The 16,456-nt window shown below is 65.9% G+C and carries 12 protein-coding genes and 1 other RNA gene; 9 read left to right on the top strand and 4 right to left on the bottom strand.

The genetic code is table 11. The annotated features are described in order from the left end of the window. Nucleotides 1-308: 308 nt before the first annotated feature. Nucleotides 309-660: a transfer-messenger RNA gene (gene ssrA / locus H165_RS19045) on the bottom strand. Nucleotides 661-790: 130 nt separating this feature from the next. Here ssrA and H165_RS0103265 point away from each other — a divergent pair. Further along, nucleotides 791-3,703 carry an ATP-binding protein gene (locus H165_RS0103265; protein WP_017937476.1) on the top strand — a complete coding sequence of 971 codons (2,913 nt, stop codon included), beginning with the start codon at nt 791-793 and terminating at the stop codon, nt 3,701-3,703. A gap of 18 nt (nt 3,704-3,721) precedes the next feature. Here H165_RS0103265 and H165_RS18330 read toward each other — a convergent pair whose 3' ends face one another. Both H165_RS18330 and recN read right to left on the bottom strand, forming a co-directional pair. Further along, nucleotides 3,722-3,892, bottom strand: coding sequence for a hypothetical protein (locus H165_RS18330; protein WP_017937475.1), 171 nt, complete (start codon nt 3,890-3,892; stop codon nt 3,722-3,724). A 137-nt stretch (nt 3,893-4,029) separates the two neighbouring features. Next, the gene (recN, locus tag H165_RS0103255) at nt 4,030-5,703 is read right to left on the bottom strand and encodes a DNA repair protein RecN (RefSeq protein WP_017937474.1); all 1,674 of its coding nucleotides are present in this window, start codon (nt 5,701-5,703) and stop codon (nt 4,030-4,032) included. A gap of 151 nt (nt 5,704-5,854) precedes the next feature. Between recN and grpE the strand changes: the two genes are divergently transcribed. The 8 genes from grpE to H165_RS0103215 all read left to right on the top strand — a co-directional run bounded on the left by grpE (nt 5,855) and on the right by H165_RS0103215 (nt 16,064). Then, nucleotides 5,855-6,424 (top strand): nucleotide exchange factor GrpE, encoded by a 570-nt coding sequence (gene grpE, locus H165_RS0103250; protein ID WP_017937473.1) that lies wholly within the window; start codon nt 5,855-5,857, stop codon nt 6,422-6,424. A gap of 98 nt (nt 6,425-6,522) precedes the next feature. Next, nucleotides 6,523-8,439, top strand: coding sequence for a molecular chaperone DnaK (dnaK, locus tag H165_RS0103245; protein ID WP_017937472.1), 1,917 nt, complete (start codon nt 6,523-6,525; stop codon nt 8,437-8,439). Between the two features lie 118 nt (nt 8,440-8,557). Then, nucleotides 8,558-9,679, top strand: a complete 1,122-nt coding sequence (dnaJ, locus tag H165_RS0103240; RefSeq protein WP_017937471.1) for a molecular chaperone DnaJ — start codon at nt 8,558-8,560, stop codon at nt 9,677-9,679. A 57-nt stretch (nt 9,680-9,736) separates the two neighbouring features. After that, nucleotides 9,737-10,540 carry a 4-hydroxy-tetrahydrodipicolinate reductase gene (gene dapB, locus H165_RS0103235; protein WP_026146323.1) on the top strand — a complete coding sequence of 268 codons (804 nt, stop codon included), beginning with the start codon at nt 9,737-9,739 and terminating at the stop codon, nt 10,538-10,540. Nucleotides 10,541-10,780: 240 nt separating this feature from the next. Beyond that, nucleotides 10,781-11,917, top strand: a complete 1,137-nt coding sequence (carA, locus tag H165_RS0103230) for a glutamine-hydrolyzing carbamoyl-phosphate synthase small subunit (RefSeq protein WP_017937469.1) — start codon at nt 10,781-10,783, stop codon at nt 11,915-11,917. Between the two features lie 40 nt (nt 11,918-11,957). Continuing rightward, nucleotides 11,958-15,179, top strand: a complete 3,222-nt coding sequence (gene carB / locus H165_RS0103225; protein ID WP_017937468.1) for a carbamoyl-phosphate synthase large subunit — start codon at nt 11,958-11,960, stop codon at nt 15,177-15,179. Then, nucleotides 15,176-15,652, top strand: a complete 477-nt coding sequence (greA, locus tag H165_RS0103220; protein ID WP_017937467.1) for a transcription elongation factor GreA — start codon at nt 15,176-15,178, stop codon at nt 15,650-15,652. Before carB ends, greA begins: the two co-directional genes overlap by 4 nt. 7 nt (nt 15,653-15,659) lie before the next feature. Beyond that, a complete protein-coding gene (locus H165_RS0103215) occupies nt 15,660-16,064 on the top strand; it encodes a DUF4149 domain-containing protein (protein ID WP_017937466.1) in 405 nt (134 codons plus the stop codon). A 12-nt stretch (nt 16,065-16,076) separates the two neighbouring features. Here H165_RS0103215 and yhbY read toward each other — a convergent pair whose 3' ends face one another. Beyond that, nucleotides 16,077-16,388 carry a ribosome assembly RNA-binding protein YhbY gene (gene yhbY / locus H165_RS0103210; RefSeq protein ID WP_017937465.1) on the bottom strand — a complete coding sequence of 104 codons (312 nt, stop codon included), beginning with the start codon at nt 16,386-16,388 and terminating at the stop codon, nt 16,077-16,079. Nucleotides 16,389-16,456: the final 68 nt, after the last annotated feature.

Here is a 16,456-nt window from a genome sequence, read left to right as displayed (position 1 = left end):
CCGGCGTCGGCATGAACGGTGTGGTTTCCTTTGGTCGGGCGATGCTTCGATCCAACCGCTTGATTCGTCCGCGCGTAACTCGTTGATTTGTATGCGTGGCGATTGAGGCATTTGCGGACTTCGGGCCAGTTTCCCGGAGCGAGGCCGGAGAGAAAAACGGCCGGGAGAGAGAGGAAGGTGGCCCTGGACGGGGCCATGGGCTGACCGGCGAAGTCCGCAGGCTTCCGCAGGAACCCCCAAGAACACGCGGGAACCGGTGCGATCGGGCAAGAAAAAACCCCAACCGAGAACGGTTGGGGTTTCGTTATTGGTGGAGCCGGGGGGATTTGAACCCCCGTCCGCCAGGACTCTGCTATCGGTTCTACATGCTTAGCCATCTCTACTGCGTTAACTCCGCGCCGCCCGAGTGGCAGGGTGCTTGGAGCGAGCTGTATGAGTTTTAGCCGTTACGTCTACAGCGAACTTGGCGGCGATCCTGTTCTATCTGACAGACTCTTCGGGTTTACAGGCATCCCCTGGAGTCTGCTGGCGCATTAAGCAGCCAGAGCGTAGTTGTCGTCGTTGGCAACTATTAAGTTGTGGCAGCGGATTTACGAGAACTGTCACCTACTCGGCATGCCCCTCAAGTTTCGTTACCGGCGTCGAATCCTGATCGGCCCCAGAAACCTTGGTGGGTTACTACTGAGACAGCAGTGTACGGGAAAGGTTCCGCATAGTCGACCATCGTATGCCCTGTTCTGGGGCGACAGTCGTTATCATGCGAGTCTAGTTCGTCTCACCAGGGCCGTCCATGCCGCGATCATCCCGTCTCCCCCTGCGCCAGTGGATCTGGCGAGCCTTCGTTCAGAGCGCACTGATTCCGCTGATCCTGGTGGAGTCGGTGCTGATCGCGGTGTACCTGCTGAGCAACGTCGCGGTCCGCGACGCGCAGCTTGACCATCTGCAGGAGAGCGCGGTGCAGGACCTGGCCGCTGCGGTGCGTCGCGAGGGGCGGGTGATCGACAGCCGCCTGCAGGCCATCGAGACTCAGGTGCGCATCTTCCGCGACGAGGTCGCCCGGGTGCTGCTCGACAGCACTCTGCAGCCGGACGAACTGGAGCGCCAGCGTCATGCGCTGACTGCCGACGGGGTGTTCTACACCACCCGCGATGCGGGCCGGGCGGCCTCCTTCTATGCCAACAGCACGCCCCTCGAGCGCCAGGACCATGCCAAGGCCCTGCGCCTGATGCACGTCGACCCGCTGATGCGGGCGATCCGCGACGCCAACCCCCTGGTGGCGGCGGTCTACTTCAACAGCTGGGATAGCTACAACCGCATCTATCCCTTCTTCATGACCCCGGATCGCTATCCGCACGATATGTTGATCCCCAACTACAACTTCTATTACCTGGCCGATGCCCGGCACAACCCGGAGCGCAAGGTGGTCTGGACCGACGTCTACCTCGACCCGGCCGGGCTGGGCTGGATGATGTCCGGTGTGGCGCCGGTCTATCGCGGGGATTTCCTGGAGGGCGTAGTCGGCCTGGACATCACCATCAACGGCATGCTCACCGAGATCGGCAACCTGCAGGTGCCCTGGCAGGGTTATGCGATGCTGGTCAGCCGCGACAACAACATCATGGCGCTGCCCAAGGCCGGGGAGCGCGACTTCGGGGTCAGCGAGCTGACCCAGTACACCTACCACGAGGCGGTGCAGCAGGAGACCCTCAGGCCCGAGGACTTCAACCTGGCCCGCAATCCCGACCTGCAGCCGCTGCTGGCGGCCATGGAGGCCAGTTCCAGCGATGTGCGCGAGGTGCTGCTCGGCGGGCGCCGCCAGCTGGTGGCCTGGAGCGAGATCCCGCAGACCGGCTGGCGGCTGCTGCTGGTGGTGGACGAGGCGGACATCTTCCGGGAAACCAACCGCCTGGCGACGCATTACCGGCAGATCGGCTACCTGCTGATCCTAGGCCTGGTGTCCTTCTATGCGCTGTTCTTCGCCTGGATGTGGCGGCGCTCGCGGCGTCTCAGCGACGAATTGGCCGAGCCGCTGCAGGGCGTGGCCGGGATGCTGCGCCGGCTCGGTCAGGGCGACTACAGTCCGCCGGCCCCGGACAGTGCCATCGAGGAGCTGGCCGGCATGGGCGAGGCGGTCCGCCAGGCCGGAGTCCAGCTGGAGCAGAGCGAGATGGAGCGCAAGCGCACCCGGCGCAAGCTGGAGATGGTGCTGGAAAGCACCACGGAAAGTCTCTGGGAGGTGAATGCCGAAGATTTGACCATTCGTCTGGGTGAGCGCTTCATCCGCCGCTTCGGCCTGGCCCACGACCAACTGACCCTGCGCGAATACAACCAGCGCATCCACCCCGATGACCTGGAACGGGTCCGCCGCCTGCGCCTGCGCTGCCGGGACGGCATGGACATCTTCGACGCCGAATACCGCTTCGCCGATGCCGAGGGACGCTACGCCTGGCTCCTCAGCCGCGGCCAGGTGCTCGAGCGCGACGCCCACGGCATCGTCACCCGGGTGGCCGGCACCCACGTGGACATCACCCGCCTCAAGGAGGTCCAGGAGGATCTGCGCCGCGCCAGCCAGGAGGCCCTGGAGGCCAGTCAGGCGAAGAGCCGCTTCCTGTCCAGCATGAGCCACGAGCTGCGCACGCCTCTGAATGCCATCCACGGCTTCGGTCAGTTGATCGTCCTGGAGGCCGAGGAGCAGGGCGACAGCCAGCCGGTGCTCGGCTACGCACGGGAGATCGTCAACGCCAGCCGCCACCTGACCTCCCTGGTGGACGACATCCTCGACCTGTCGAGTATCGAGAGCCGCCGCCAGCAGCTGCAGTTCAAGCCGATCGAGGTGGGCGCCCTGCTCAACAGCTGCGCCGAGCTGATCCAGCCGGAGATACAGCAGCGCCAGCAGCAGTTGCAGGTGATGCGCGTCGAGCCGCCGCTCCACGTGTTGGGCGACGTGCGCCGGCTGCGCCAGGTTCTGCTCAACCTGCTGTCCAACGCCATCAAGTACAACGGCCCGCAGGGCCTGGTCAGCCTTGGCTACGAGCTGCGCCCGAACTGCGTGCGGCTGTGGGTCGAGGACAGCGGCCCGGGACTCAGCGAGGAACAGCAGGCGCTGCTGTTCCAGCCGTTCCAGCGCCTCGGCTGGGAGAATTCCAGCATCCCTGGCGCCGGCATCGGGCTGGTGCTCTGCCGCGAGCTGGCTGAGCTGATGAATGGCGAGATCGGCCTTTCCAGCGTGCCGGGGGAGGGCAGCCGCTTCTGGATCGACCTGCCGAGTGCCGCCACACCCCCGGAGCTGGAGGCGGTACAGGCCGATGACCCGCAGGCGGACGCCGCGACCCGGGTCGAGGTGCTCTGCATCGAGGATCACGCGAGCTGCCTCAAGATCCTCCAGGAAGGTCTGCGCGACTTCGCCGTGGTACGCGGCGCGGGCTCGATACGGCGCGCCTGCGCCGAGCTGGAGGCGGCGATGCCGGCGTTGGTTCTGCTCGACCTCGACCTGCCGGACGGCAATGGTCTGGAGGTGCTCGACTACATGCGCCGCACGCCACGGCTGAGCGATGTGCCGGTGCTGGTGGTCAGCGCGGCGGCGGACGAGCCGACCTTCGCCGAGGCGCGCAGGCGTGGCGCCCAGGGCTGCCTGGCCAAGCCGGTGGACCTGCAGCAGGTGCGCCGCTTGGCCATGTCGCTGCTGGGGCTGCTGGCGTTCTGAACGGCGCCAGCCGCCAGCTCATTCGCTGGCCCTGAGTGGGCCCAGGCCCTCGCCGAGGGCTCTCGCCGACTCGCCGTGCTTGCCGGCCTTGTGCAGCTCCTCGCCCTCGGCGCGGGGTTCCTTCACCTTGGCCAGCACGATGGGGACGCTGGGCGGGTTGCTCTGCAGCGGCTGATCGATCTGGGCCATGTTCTGCGGTCAATGCATGACCCACGGCGGGGCACTGAACGGCAGGGTGGCGAGCAGCAGGCTGAGGCGGCGCATGGTGGCTCTCCCGTCAGCTGGGGCTTTGAGTATGGGTAGACCGGGGCTGCAGGGTGGGGTGCTCAGCTTCTGGCGCTGCTCACCATCTTGCGCGCGTGGGCCAGGGACTCCTTGGTCAGGTCGACGCCGCCGAGCATCCGTGCGATTTCCTCGATGCGCCCGTCCTTGCCCAGCCTGGCGACGGCGGTCTGGGTGCTGCCCTGGTCGCGCGCCTTGTGCACGAACAGGTGGTGATGGCCTTGGGCGGCGACCTGCGGCAGGTGGGTGACGGTGAGCACCTGGCCGCGCTCGCCGAGGCGCCGCAGCAGCTGGCCGACCACCTCGGCGGTGGGGCCGCCGATGCCCACGTCCACTTCGTCGAATACCAGGGTCGGGACCCGCGAGGTCTGCGCGGTGATCACCTGGATGGCCAGGCTGATGCGCGACAGTTCGCCACCGGAGGCCACCTTGGCCAGCGGCTTGAGGGGTTGGCCGGGGTTGGCGCTGACCTGGAACTCCACCTGCTCCAGGCCGGCGGCATGGGGCTCGGCCTGCTCGCGTGGGTGCAGCTCGATGGCGAAGCGCCCGCCGGGCATGCCCAGGCGCTGCATCTCCTGCTCGACCGCGGCAGCCAGGCTGGCGGCGGCCTCGCCGCGCCGCACGCTGAGCTCCCGGGCCTTCTCCTGGTAGTGGCGGGCGTAGGCGGCCAATTCCTCGCCGAGGCGTTCCACGGCCTGGTCGTCGGCGTTCAGACCTTCTAGTTCGTCGAGCAGGCGCTGCTGCAGCTCGTGCAGCTCTGCGGGCTGCACGCGGTGCTTGCGGGCCAGGGTGTAGATGGCGTCCAGGCGTTCCTCGAGCTGCTGCAGGCGCAGCGGGTCGGCATCGAAGGTGTCGATGAAGCGGTTCAGCTCGCCGACGGCTTCTTCAACCTGAATCTGTGCGCTGGCCAGCAGGTTGATGGCTTCGCCGAGGGCGCCGCCACTGTTGGGGAGGGCGGTCAGGCGATTCAGGCTGCTGGTTAGCGCTGACAGTACGTTGCCGGCATCGCTCTCGCTGCACAGATCGAGCACTTGCTGGCAAGCGGCGATCAGGTTGCCGGCGTTGGCCAGGGCCTTGTGTTCCTGCTCCAGCTGCTCCAGCTCGTGCTCGCCTAGGGCCAGGTTGTCCAGCTCCTCTATCTGGTAGCTGAGCAACTGGTGGCGGGCGCGCTGCTCGTCGCTGCTGCGCGACAGGCGCTCCAGCTCCTGGCGGGTCTGTTGCCAGCGCTGGGCGGCCAACTGCACCTGGCGAGCCAGCTCATGGCAGCCGGCATACTCGTCGAGCAGGCGGCGGTGGGTGTCCGGCTTGAGCAGCGACTGGTGCTCGTGCTGGCTGTGGATGTCGATCAGCAGCTCGCCGAGGGCCTTGAGGTCGCTCAAGGGGCAGGGGGTGCCGTTGATGTAGCCGCGCGAGCGGCCCTCGGCGGTGATCACCCGGCGCAGGATGCACGGACCGTCGCCGTCCAGGTCGCGCTCGGCGAGCCAGGCGCGGGCTTCGGGGATCTCGGCGAGGTCGAAGCTGGCCAGGATGTCCGCCTTGTCGGCGCCGGGGCGTACCGCGTCGCTGTCGGCGCGGTCGCCGAGGGCCAGGCCGAGGGCGTCGAGCATGATCGACTTGCCAGCGCCGGTCTCGCCGGTGATCACGGTCATACCGCCTTCCAGCTCGAGGTCCAGGTGTTCGACGATGGCGTAGTTGCGGACGGACAGGTGCACCAGCATGGGGAGCGCTCCCTGGGAGTCGATGACTGTTCGTTTATACAGTAGTTTGCTTCCGCTCGACAATAACCCTTGAAAGTCTGTGGCCGGTCCCCATATAGGCCGGCAGAAGCGCGGGCGCCGCCCGTCACTGCATTCCCTTTAGGAGGACCCGATGGCAGACGAACAGAACCTGGATACGCCGGTTGGCGAAGAGACCCAGGCGCCGGAAACGGCCGCCGAAGTTGATCTGGCAACGCGTGTGCAGGCGCTCGAGGAACAGCTGGCTGCCGCCCAGGATCAGGCGCTGCGTGTTGCCGCCGAGATGCAGAACGTGCGGCGCCGAGCCGAGCAGGATGTGGAGAAGGCGCACAAGTTCGCCCTGGAGAAGTTCACCGGCGACTTGCTGGCGGTGGTCGACAGCCTGGAGCGCGGCCTCGAGCTGTCCAGTCCCGACGACGACAAGGTCAAGGCGATGCGCGAGGGGCTGGAGCTGACCCTCAAGCTGATGCTCGACACCCTCAAGCGCTACCAGGTGGAGCAGCTCGATCCGCACGGCGAGCCCTTCGATCCCGAGCGTCACCAGGCGATGGCCATGGAGGAGAGTGCCAACGTCGAGCCGAACACCGTGCTCAAGGTCTTCCAGAAGGGCTATCTGCTCAACGGCCGGCTGATCCGCCCGGCCATGGTGGTGGTCAGCAAGGCGCCCGCCGAGGTGCCGCCGAGTATCGACGAGAAGGCTTGAAAACCGCCAAGGCAACCCCATCTGTGTAACCAAGTCATTTTCAGCTGCCGGTGTCTGTGAGTGAGGCCCCGGTCAAAACCAAGTTTCAGGAGACAAGCATGGGCAAAATCATCGGTATCGACCTGGGGACCACCAACTCCTGCGTCGCCATCCTGGAGAACGGCAACGTCAAGGTGATCGAGAACGCCGAAGGCGCGCGCACCACGCCGTCGATCATCGCCTACACCAACGACGGCGAGACCCTGGTCGGCCAGTCCGCCAAACGCCAGGCGGTGACCAACCCGCACAACACCCTCTACGCGGTGAAGCGCCTGATCGGCCGCCGCTTCGACGAGGACGTGGTGCAGAAGGACATCAAGCTGGTGCCCTACAAGATCGTCAAGGCCGACAACGGTGACGCCTGGGTGGAAGTCAAGGGCCAGAAGATGGCCCCGCCGCAAATCTCCGCCGAAGTGCTGAAGAAAATGAAGAAGACCGCCGAGGACTACCTCGGCGAGCCGGTCACCGAGGCGGTGATCACCGTTCCGGCCTATTTCAACGACAGCCAGCGCCAGGCCACCAAGGACGCCGGCCGTATCGCCGGTCTGGACGTCAAGCGCATCATCAACGAGCCGACCGCCGCGGCGCTGGCCTACGGCATGGACAAGGCCAAGGGTGACCGCACCGTGGTGGTCTACGACCTGGGTGGCGGTACCTTCGACGTGTCGGTGATCGAGATCGCCGAAGTTGACGGCGAACACCAGTTCGAGGTGCTGGCCACCAATGGCGACACCTTCCTGGGGGGCGAGGACTTCGACCTGCGCCTGATCGACTACCTCGTCGACGAGTTCAAGAAGGAGTCCGGCATCGATCTGAAGGGCGACCCGCTGGCCATGCAGCGTCTGAAGGAGGCCGCCGAGAAGGCCAAGATCGAGCTGTCCTCCAGCCAGCAGACCGACGTCAACCTGCCGTACATCACCGCCGACCAGACCGGTCCGAAGCACCTCAACGTGAAGATTTCCCGCGCCAAGCTGGAAGCCCTGGTCGAGGATCTGGTGGCCCGCACCCTGGAGCCCTGCCGCGTGGCCCTCAAGGACGCCGGCCTGGACGTCGGCAGCATCAACGACGTGATCCTGGTCGGTGGCCAGACCCGTATGCCGCTGGTGCAGCAGAAGGTTGCCGAATTCTTCGGCCGCGAGCCGCGCAAGGACGTCAACCCGGACGAAGCCGTGGCCATGGGCGCCGCCATTCAGGGCGCCGTGCTGGCCGGTGACGTCAAGGACGTGCTGCTGCTCGACGTGACCCCCCTGACCCTGGGCATCGAGACCATGGGTGGGGTGATGACGCCGCTGATCGAGAAGAACACGACCATCCCGACCAAGAAGTCCCAGGTGTTCTCCACTGCCGAGGACAACCAGTCGGCTGTGACCATCCACGTGCTGCAGGGCGAGCGCAAGCAGGCCGCGCAGAACAAGTCGCTGGGCAAGTTCGACCTCACCGACATTCCGCCGGCGCCGCGCGGCGTGCCGCAGATCGAGGTGACCTTCGACATCGACGCCAACGGCATCCTGCATGTGTCCGCCAAGGACAAGGCCACCGGCAAGCATCAGTCCATTGTGATCAAGGCCAACTCCGGTCTGTCCGATGAGGAAATCGAGAAGATGATCCGCGACGCCGAGGCCAACGCCGAGGAGGACCGCAAGTTCGAGGAGCTGGCCGCGGCTCGAAACCAGGGCGATGCGCTGGTCCACGCGACCCGCAAGATGCTCAACGAGGCCGGCGACAAGGCGACCGCCGACGAGAAGGCGGCCATTGAGAAGGCCCTGGGCGAGCTGGAAGCCGCGGTGAAGGGCGACGACAAGGCCACCATCGAGGCCAAGATGGCGGCGCTGTCCGAGGCCACTACCCCGCTGGCCCAGAAGATGTACGCCGAGCAGTCGCAGCCGGGGGCCGCGGCCCAGGGCGCGGAAGAGCCCAAGGGCGGCGCCGACGACGTGGTCGACGCCGAATTCGAAGAGGTCAAGGACAACAAGTAACGGAGGTCACGCTTCCGCTGCCCGCCGCCTGATGGCGGGCTCGATTCGCCGCGCGGGAGTCCTCTCCCGCGTCGGCGTATCTGGATGAAGCGAAATTCGTTCGAGAGTGCAGCAATCAATGGCTAAACGTGACTACTACGAAGTGCTCGGGGTCGAGCGCGGGGCCAGCGAGGCGGAGCTGAAGAAGGCCTACCGCCGCTTGGCCATGAAGTACCACCCGGACCGCAACCCCGGCGACAAGGCCTCGGAGGAGAAATTCAAGGAGGCCAACGAAGCCTATGAGGTGCTGTCCGACCCCAGCAAGCGTGCGGCCTACGACCAGTATGGCCACGCCGGGGTCGATCCCAACATGGGAGGCGGTGGCGGCTTCGGTGGCGCCAACTTCTCCGACATCTTCGGCGATGTGTTCAGCGACTTCTTCGGCGGCGGCCGTTCCAGTTCGCGTGGTGGCGCGCAGCGCGGCAGCGACCTGCGCTACACTCTGGAGCTGGACCTTGAGGACGCGGTGCGCGGCACCACGGTGACCATCCGCGTGCCGACCCTGGTCGCCTGCAAGGCCTGCGATGGCTCCGGTGCCAAGAAGGGCACCAGTCCGGTGACCTGTACCACCTGTGGCGGCATCGGTCAGGTGCGCATGCAGCAGGGCTTCTTTTCGGTGCAGCAGACCTGCCCGCGCTGCCACGGCAGCGGCAAGATGATCACCGACCCCTGCGGCAGCTGCCATGGCCACGGCCGGGTGGAAGAGCACAAGACCCTATCGGTCAAGGTGCCGGCCGGGGTGGATACCGGCGACCGCATCCGTCTGGCCGGCGAGGGCGAGGCAGGTGTCCATGGCGGCCCGGCCGGCGATCTCTACGTGGTGGTCAACGTGCGCGAGCACCCGATCTTCCAGCGCGACGGCAAGCATCTCTACTGCGAGGTGCCGATCAGCTTCGCCGATGCCGCTCTGGGTGGCGAGCTGGAGGTGCCGACCCTGGACGGCCGGGTCAAGTTGAAGATCCCCGAGGGAACCCAGACCGGCAAGCTGTTCCGCCTGCGCGGCAAGGGCGTGACCCCGGTGCGCGGCGGTGTGCCTGGCGACCTGCTGTGCCGCATCGCGGTAGAAACCCCGGTCAACCTGACCAAGCGCCAGCGCGAGCTGCTCGAGGAGTTCCGCAGTACGCTGCAGGGTGACTCCGCCCACTCGCCCAAGGCCAGTGGCTGGTTCGAGGGCGTGAAACGCTTTTTCGGTGATGTTTGAACCCGGCGTCGGGCCCCGGTACGGCTGGGTCCGACGTCCGCAGCCTGGAGCTGAGTTATGCGACGTATTGCAGTGATGGGCGCCGCGGGGCGCATGGGCAAGACCCTGGTCGAGGCGATCCAGCACGCCCCGGGGGCCGTGCTGAGCGCAGCCATCGATCGCCCGGACAGCAGCCTGATCGGTGCCGACGCCGGCGAGCTGGCCGGCATCGGGCGCATCGGCGTGGCCCTGTCCGCCGAGCTGAGTCAGGTGCTCGATGCCTTCGACGTGCTGATCGATTTCACCCACCCCACGGTGACCCTGAAGAACCTGGCGATCTGCCGCGCCGCCGGCAAGGCCATGGTGATCGGCACCACCGGTTTCTCGGTGGAGGAGAAGCAGCAACTGGCCGAGGTGGCCCGGGAAATCCCCATCGTCTTCGCCGCCAACTTCAGCGTCGGCGTCAACCTTTGCCTCAAGCTGCTGGATACCGCGGCGCGGGTGCTGGGCGACGACGTGGACATCGAGATCATCGAGGCCCACCACCGTCACAAGGTGGACGCTCCCTCCGGCACCGCCCTACGTATGGGCGAGGTGGTGGCCAATGCCCTGGGTCGTGACCTGCAGAAGGTCGCGGTGTACGGCCGCGAAGGCCAGACCGGCGCCCGCGTCCGTGAGACCATCGGTTTCGCCACGGTGCGCGCCGGCGACGTGGTGGGCGACCACACCGTGCTGTTCGCCGCCGACGGTGAGCGGGTGGAGATCACCCACAAGGCCTCCAGTCGCATGACCTTCGCCAAGGGCGCGGTACGCGCCGCGCTCTGGCTGGACGGCCGCGCCGCGGGACTGTACGACATGCAGGACGTGCTGGGCCTCAAGTAAGCCCGTATGTCTGCGCCGGGCGAGGGAGTAGGGCGTTTCTCGTCGGAGCGACCTTTTTTCATCGTCCATTCGGGTGGACCGGGCGAGGCTTTTCCTGTATGCTGCCTGCTTTAGTGTGTCCACTAAAATTTCGCATACGCAGCATGGTCCAAATACAAAAAGCGGGGTGACGGATTCTTACGTCATCCCGCTTTTTTACAACCTGCGTTTGCCCAGAGCCTTGATCAACGGGAGGTCTTCTTGACTAAGCCAGCCATTCTCGCCCTTGCCGACGGCAGTATCTTTCGTGGCGAGTCCATCGGCGCCGATGGCCAGACGATCGGCGAAGTGGTGTTCAACACCGCCATGACCGGCTATCAGGAAATTCTCACCGATCCGTCCTATGCCCAGCAGATCGTCACCCTGACCTACCCGCACATCGGCAACACCGGCACCACCCCTGAGGATGCCGAGGCCCGCCAGGTCTGGGCCGCCGGCCTGATCATCCGCGACTTGCCGCTGCTGGCCAGCAACTGGCGCAACAAGCAGTCGCTGCCGGACTACCTGAAGGCCAACGGCACCGTGGCCATCGCCGGCATCGATACCCGCCGGTTGACCCGCATCCTCCGCGAAAAGGGCTCGCAGAACGGCTGCATCCTCGCCGGCGAGGACGCCTCCGCAGAGAAGGCGCTGGAGCTGGCGCGCAGCTTCCCGGGTCTGAAGGGCATGGACCTGGCCAAGGTGGTCAGCGTCAAGCAGCCCTACGAGTGGCGCTCCAGCGTCTGGGATCTGAAGACCGACAGCCACCCGGAAATTCCCGCTGATGAGCTGCCCTACCACGTGGTCGCCTACGACTACGGGGTCAAGCTGAACATCCTGCGCATGCTGGTGGCGCGCGGCTGCCGGATCACCGTGGTGCCGGCGCAGACCCCGGCCAGCGAGGTGCTGGCCCTGAATCCGGACGGCGTGTTCCTCTCCAACGGTCCCGGCGACCCGGAACCTTGCGACTACGCGATCAAGGCCATCCAGGACATCCTCGAAACCGACATCCCGGTGTTCGGCATCTGCCTCGGTCACCAGCTGCTGGCCCTGGCCTCCGGCGCCAGGACCGTGAAGATGGGCCACGGCCATCACGGTGCCAACCACCCGGTGCAGGACCTGGACAGCGGCGTGGTGATGATCACCAGCCAGAACCACGGCTTCGCCGTGGACGAGGCCAGTCTGCCGGGCAACCTGCGCGCCACCCACAAGTCGCTGTTCGACGGCACCCTGCAGGGCATCGAGCGGACCGACAAGGTCGCCTTCAGCTTCCAGGGCCACCCCGAGGCCAGTCCCGGCCCGCACGACGTGGCGCCGCTGTTCGATCGCTTCATCGAAGCCATGGCCAAGCGCCGCTAAGCACGCCAGACGACTGACCTACGGATTCGAGTGAGAAAACATGCCTAAACGTACAGACATCCAAAGCATCCTGATCCTCGGCGCCGGCCCGATCGTCATCGGCCAGGCCTGCGAGTTCGACTACTCCGGCGCCCAGGCCTGCAAGGCCCTGAAGGAAGAAGGCTTCCGCGTCATCCTAGTGAACTCCAACCCGGCCACCATCATGACCGACCCGGCCATGGCCGACGCCACCTACATCGAGCCGATCAAGTGGCAGACCGTCGCCAAGATCATCGAGAAGGAGCGCCCGGACGCCCTGCTGCCGACCATGGGCGGGCAGACCGCGCTGAACTGCGCCCTGGACCTGGAGCGCCACGGCGTGCTGGCCAAGTTCGGCGTCGAAATGATCGGTGCCAACGCTGACACCATCGACAAGGCCGAGGACCGCTCGCGCTTCGACAAGGCGATGCGCGCCATCGGTCTGGAGTGCCCGCGCTCCGGCATCGCCCACAGCATGGAAGAGGCCTACGCGGTACTCGAGAAGGTCGGCTTCCCGTGCATCATTCGCCCGTCCTTCACCATGGGCGGTACCGGCGGCGGCATCGCCTACAACCGCGAGGAGTTCGAGGAGATCTGCGCCCGTGGCCTGGACCTGTCGCCGACCAAGGAGCTCCTGATCGACGAGTCGCTGATCGGCTGGAAGGAATACGAGATGGAGGTGGTCCGCGACAAGAAGGACAACTGCATCATCGTCTGCTCCATCGAGAACTTCGACCCCATGGGCGTGCACACCGGCGACTCGATCACCGTGGCGCCGGCGCAGACCCTTACCGACAAGGAATACCAGATCATGCGCAACGCCTCCCTGGCGGTGCTGCGCGAGATCGGCGTGGAGACCGGCGGTTCCAACGTGCAGTTCGGCATCAACCCGAACAACGGCCGCATGGTGGTGATCGAGATGAACCCGCGCGTGTCGCGTTCCTCGGCGCTGGCCTCCAAGGCCACCGGCTTCCCGATCGCCAAGATCGCCGCCAAGCTGGCGGTCGGCTACACCCTCGACGAGCTGCAGAACGACATCACCGGCGGCCGCACCCCGGCGTCCTTCGAGCCGTCCATCGACTACGTGGTCACCAAGGTGCCGCGTTTCGCCTTCGAGAAGTTCCCCAAGGCCGACGCTCGCCTGACCACCCAGATGAAGTCCGTGGGCGAGGTGATGGCTATTGGCCGCACCTTCCAGGAGTCCGTGCAGAAGGCCCTGCGTGGCCTGGAAGTGGGCGCTACCGGCTTCGATCCCAAGCTGGATCTCAACGACCCCGAGGCCGACGGCATTCTCAAGCGCGAGCTGACCGTGCCGGGCGCCGAGCGCATCTGGTACGTGGCTGACGCCTTCCGCGCCGGCAAGAGCGTTGAGCAGGTGTTCGAGCTGACCAGGATCGACCCCTGGTTCCTGGTGCAGATCGAGGATCTGGTCAAGGAAGAGGAGCGGGTCAAGACCCTGGGCCTCGCCAGCATCGACCGCGATCTGATGTTCCGCCTGAAGCGCAAGGGCTTTTCCGACGCGCGTCTGGCCAAGCTGCTCGGCGTCACCGAGAAGAACCTGCGCGCCCACCGCCACAAGCTCAAGGTGCTGCCGGTCTACAAGCGGGTCGACACCTGCGCCGCCGAGTTCGCCACCGACACCGCCTACATGTACTCGACCTACGAGGAGGAGTGCGAGGCCAATCCGTCCAGCCGCGACAAGATCATGATCCTCGGCGGCGGCCCGAACCGCATCGGCCAGGGCATCGAGTTCGACTACTGCTGCGTACATGCCGCGCTGGCCATGCGTGAGGACGGCTACGAGACCATCATGGTCAACTGCAACCCGGAGACCGTGTCTACCGACTACGACACCTCCGACCGTCTGTACTTCGAGCCGGTGACCCTGGAGGACGTGCTGGAGATCGTCCGCGTCGAGCAGCCCAAGGGCGTCATCGTGCAGTACGGCGGGCAGACCCCACTGAAGCTGTGCCGCGCCCTGGAAGAGGCGGGCGTGCCGATCATCGGCACCAGTCCGGACGCCATCGACCGCGCCGAGGACCGCGAGCGCTTCCAGCAGATGGTCCAGCGCCTCAACCTGCGCCAGCCGGCCAACGCCACCGCGCGCAGCGAGGAGGAGGCCCTGGCCCACGCCAAGGCCATCGGCTTCCCGCTGGTGGTGCGCCCGTCCTACGTGCTGGGCGGTCGGGCCATGGAAATCGTCTACCAGGAAGAAGAGCTCAAGCGCTACATGCGCGAGGCGGTGAAGGTTTCCAACGACAGCCCGGTGCTCCTCGACCACTTCCTCAACTGCGCCATCGAGGTGGACGTGGATGCGGTGTGCGATGGCGAAACCGTGGTGATCGGCGCCATCATGCAGCACATCGAGCAGGCCGGGGTGCACTCCGGTGACTCAGCCTGCTCTCTGCCGCCCTATTCGCTGCCCCAGCACATCCAGGACGAGATCCGCGAGCAGGTCAAGAAGATGGCCCTGGAGCTCGGCGTGGTCGGCCTGATGAACGTGCAGATGGCGGTGCAGGGCGAGGACATCTACGTCATCGAGGTGAACCCGCGCGCCTCCCGTACCGTGCCGTTCGTCTCCAAGTGCATCGGCGAGTCCCTGGCCAAGGTGGCCGCTCGGGTGATGGCCGGCAAGACCCTCAAGGAAATCGGTTACACCGAGGAAATCATTCCGCCATACTTCAGCGTCAAGGAAGCGGTGTTCCCGTTCGCCAAGTTCCCCGGGGTCGACCCGATCCTTGGCCCGGAAATGAAGTCCACCGGCGAGGTGATGGGCGTCGGCGACAGCTTCGGCGAGGCCTTCGCCAAGGCCCAGCTGGGTGCCGGCGAGATCCTGCCCACCGGCGGTACCGTATTCATCAGCGTTCGCGAGGACGACAAACCCCTGGTCGCCCAGGTCGCCCGTGACCTGATCGACCTGGGCTTCGAGATCGTCGCCACCTCCGGTACCGCCCGGGAGATCGAGGCCGCCGGGCTGCCGGTGCGCCGGGTGAACAAGGTGACCGAGGGCCGCCCGCACGTGGTCGACATGATCAAGAACGACGAGGTATCGCTGATCATCAACACCACCGAGGGGCGCCAGTCGATCGCCGACTCCTATTCCATTCGTCGTAACGCCCTGCAGCACAAGATCTACTGCACCACCACCATCGCGGCGGGGCAGGCGATCTGTGAGGCGCTCAAGTTCGGTCCCGAGAAAACCGTGCGCCGGCTGCAGGATCTCCATGCAGGAATCAAGGCATGAGCAAATTCCCCATGACCGTACAGGGCGCCCGTGCCCTGGAAGAGGAACTGAAGCACCTGAAGACCGTGCTGCGTCCGCAGATCACCCAAGCGATCGCCGAGGCGCGTGAGCTGGGAGATCTCAAGGAGAACGCCGAGTACCATGCCGCCCGCGAACAGCAGGGCATGGTCGAGGCGCGCATCCGCGACATCGAGGGGCGCCTGCAGAACGCGCAGATCATCGATGTCACCGCCATCCCCCACACCGGCAAGGTGATCTTTGGCACCACGGTGGAGATCGTCAACGTCGACACCGACGAGAGCGTGACCTACCAGATCGTCGGTGACGACGAGGCCGACATCAAGAAGGGCAAGCTGTCGGTCAGCTCGCCCATCGCCCGCGCCCTGATCGGCAAGGAAGAGGGTGACGTGGTGACGGTGCAGACCCCCGGCGGTCTGATCGAGTACGAGATCGTCGAAGTCCGCCACATCTGAGGTGACCATGCGTGCGGCGGCCTACAGCTGGCAGCTGGCCCAGACCTTCTGGGTCGGCGGCCTCTGGCTGGTGCAGTTCGTGGTGCTGCCGGCGCTGACCAAGATCGGTCTGGCGCCGCTGCTGATCGAGGAGATCGCCAGCCTGTTGCGGCCGCTGTTGGTCGGCTTCGCCGCCTTCTGCGCGGTGCTGCAGCTGCTGGTGCTCGGCCAGGCCGAACGCCTGCCGGCGCTCTGGCGCGACAGTCGCGGTCAGCTGCTGCTGGCGGTGCTGGTCATGGCCTTGGTGTATCTGGCGGTCAACGCCTTGGCCCCCGGGGCGGAGCGCTGGCTGCTGTTCAACTACCTGGTGGTGGCGCTGTGCGGCATCCTGTTGGTGTTGCAGCCGGTGCCCGGGGTACAGCGGCGGAGCTGAAGGCGGGCCGGCTCAGCCCTGGTAGCGGCTGATGTTCGACAGGTTGCGGTTCGGCTTGGGATTCTTGCGGTACAGCAGGGCCATCTTGCCGATGCTCTGCACCAGTTCGGCGCCGCTGGCCTTGCAGAGTTCGCCGATCAGCGCCTGACGGTCCTCGCGTTCGGACAAGCGCAGTTGCACCTTGATCAGTTCGTGGTCGTTGAGCGCCCGCTCCAGCTCGGCCAGCACACCTTCGGTCAGTCCCTGTTCGGCGACCATCAATACCGGTTTCAGGTGGTGACCGATAGATTTGTATTGCTTCTTCTGCTCCTGAGTGAGCGGCATAATTCGACCTCTGCGTCTGGTCCTGTACGAAAACGGCGGCCATTTTACCCGAGTGATCCGGACGCCGC

It is taken from the genome of Pseudomonas thermotolerans DSM 14292 (genome assembly GCF_000364625.1).
GTDB classification, from domain to species: domain Bacteria; phylum Pseudomonadota; class Gammaproteobacteria; order Pseudomonadales; family Pseudomonadaceae; genus Aquipseudomonas; species Aquipseudomonas thermotolerans.
This window is presented reverse-complemented; position numbering and strand designations above follow the sequence as displayed.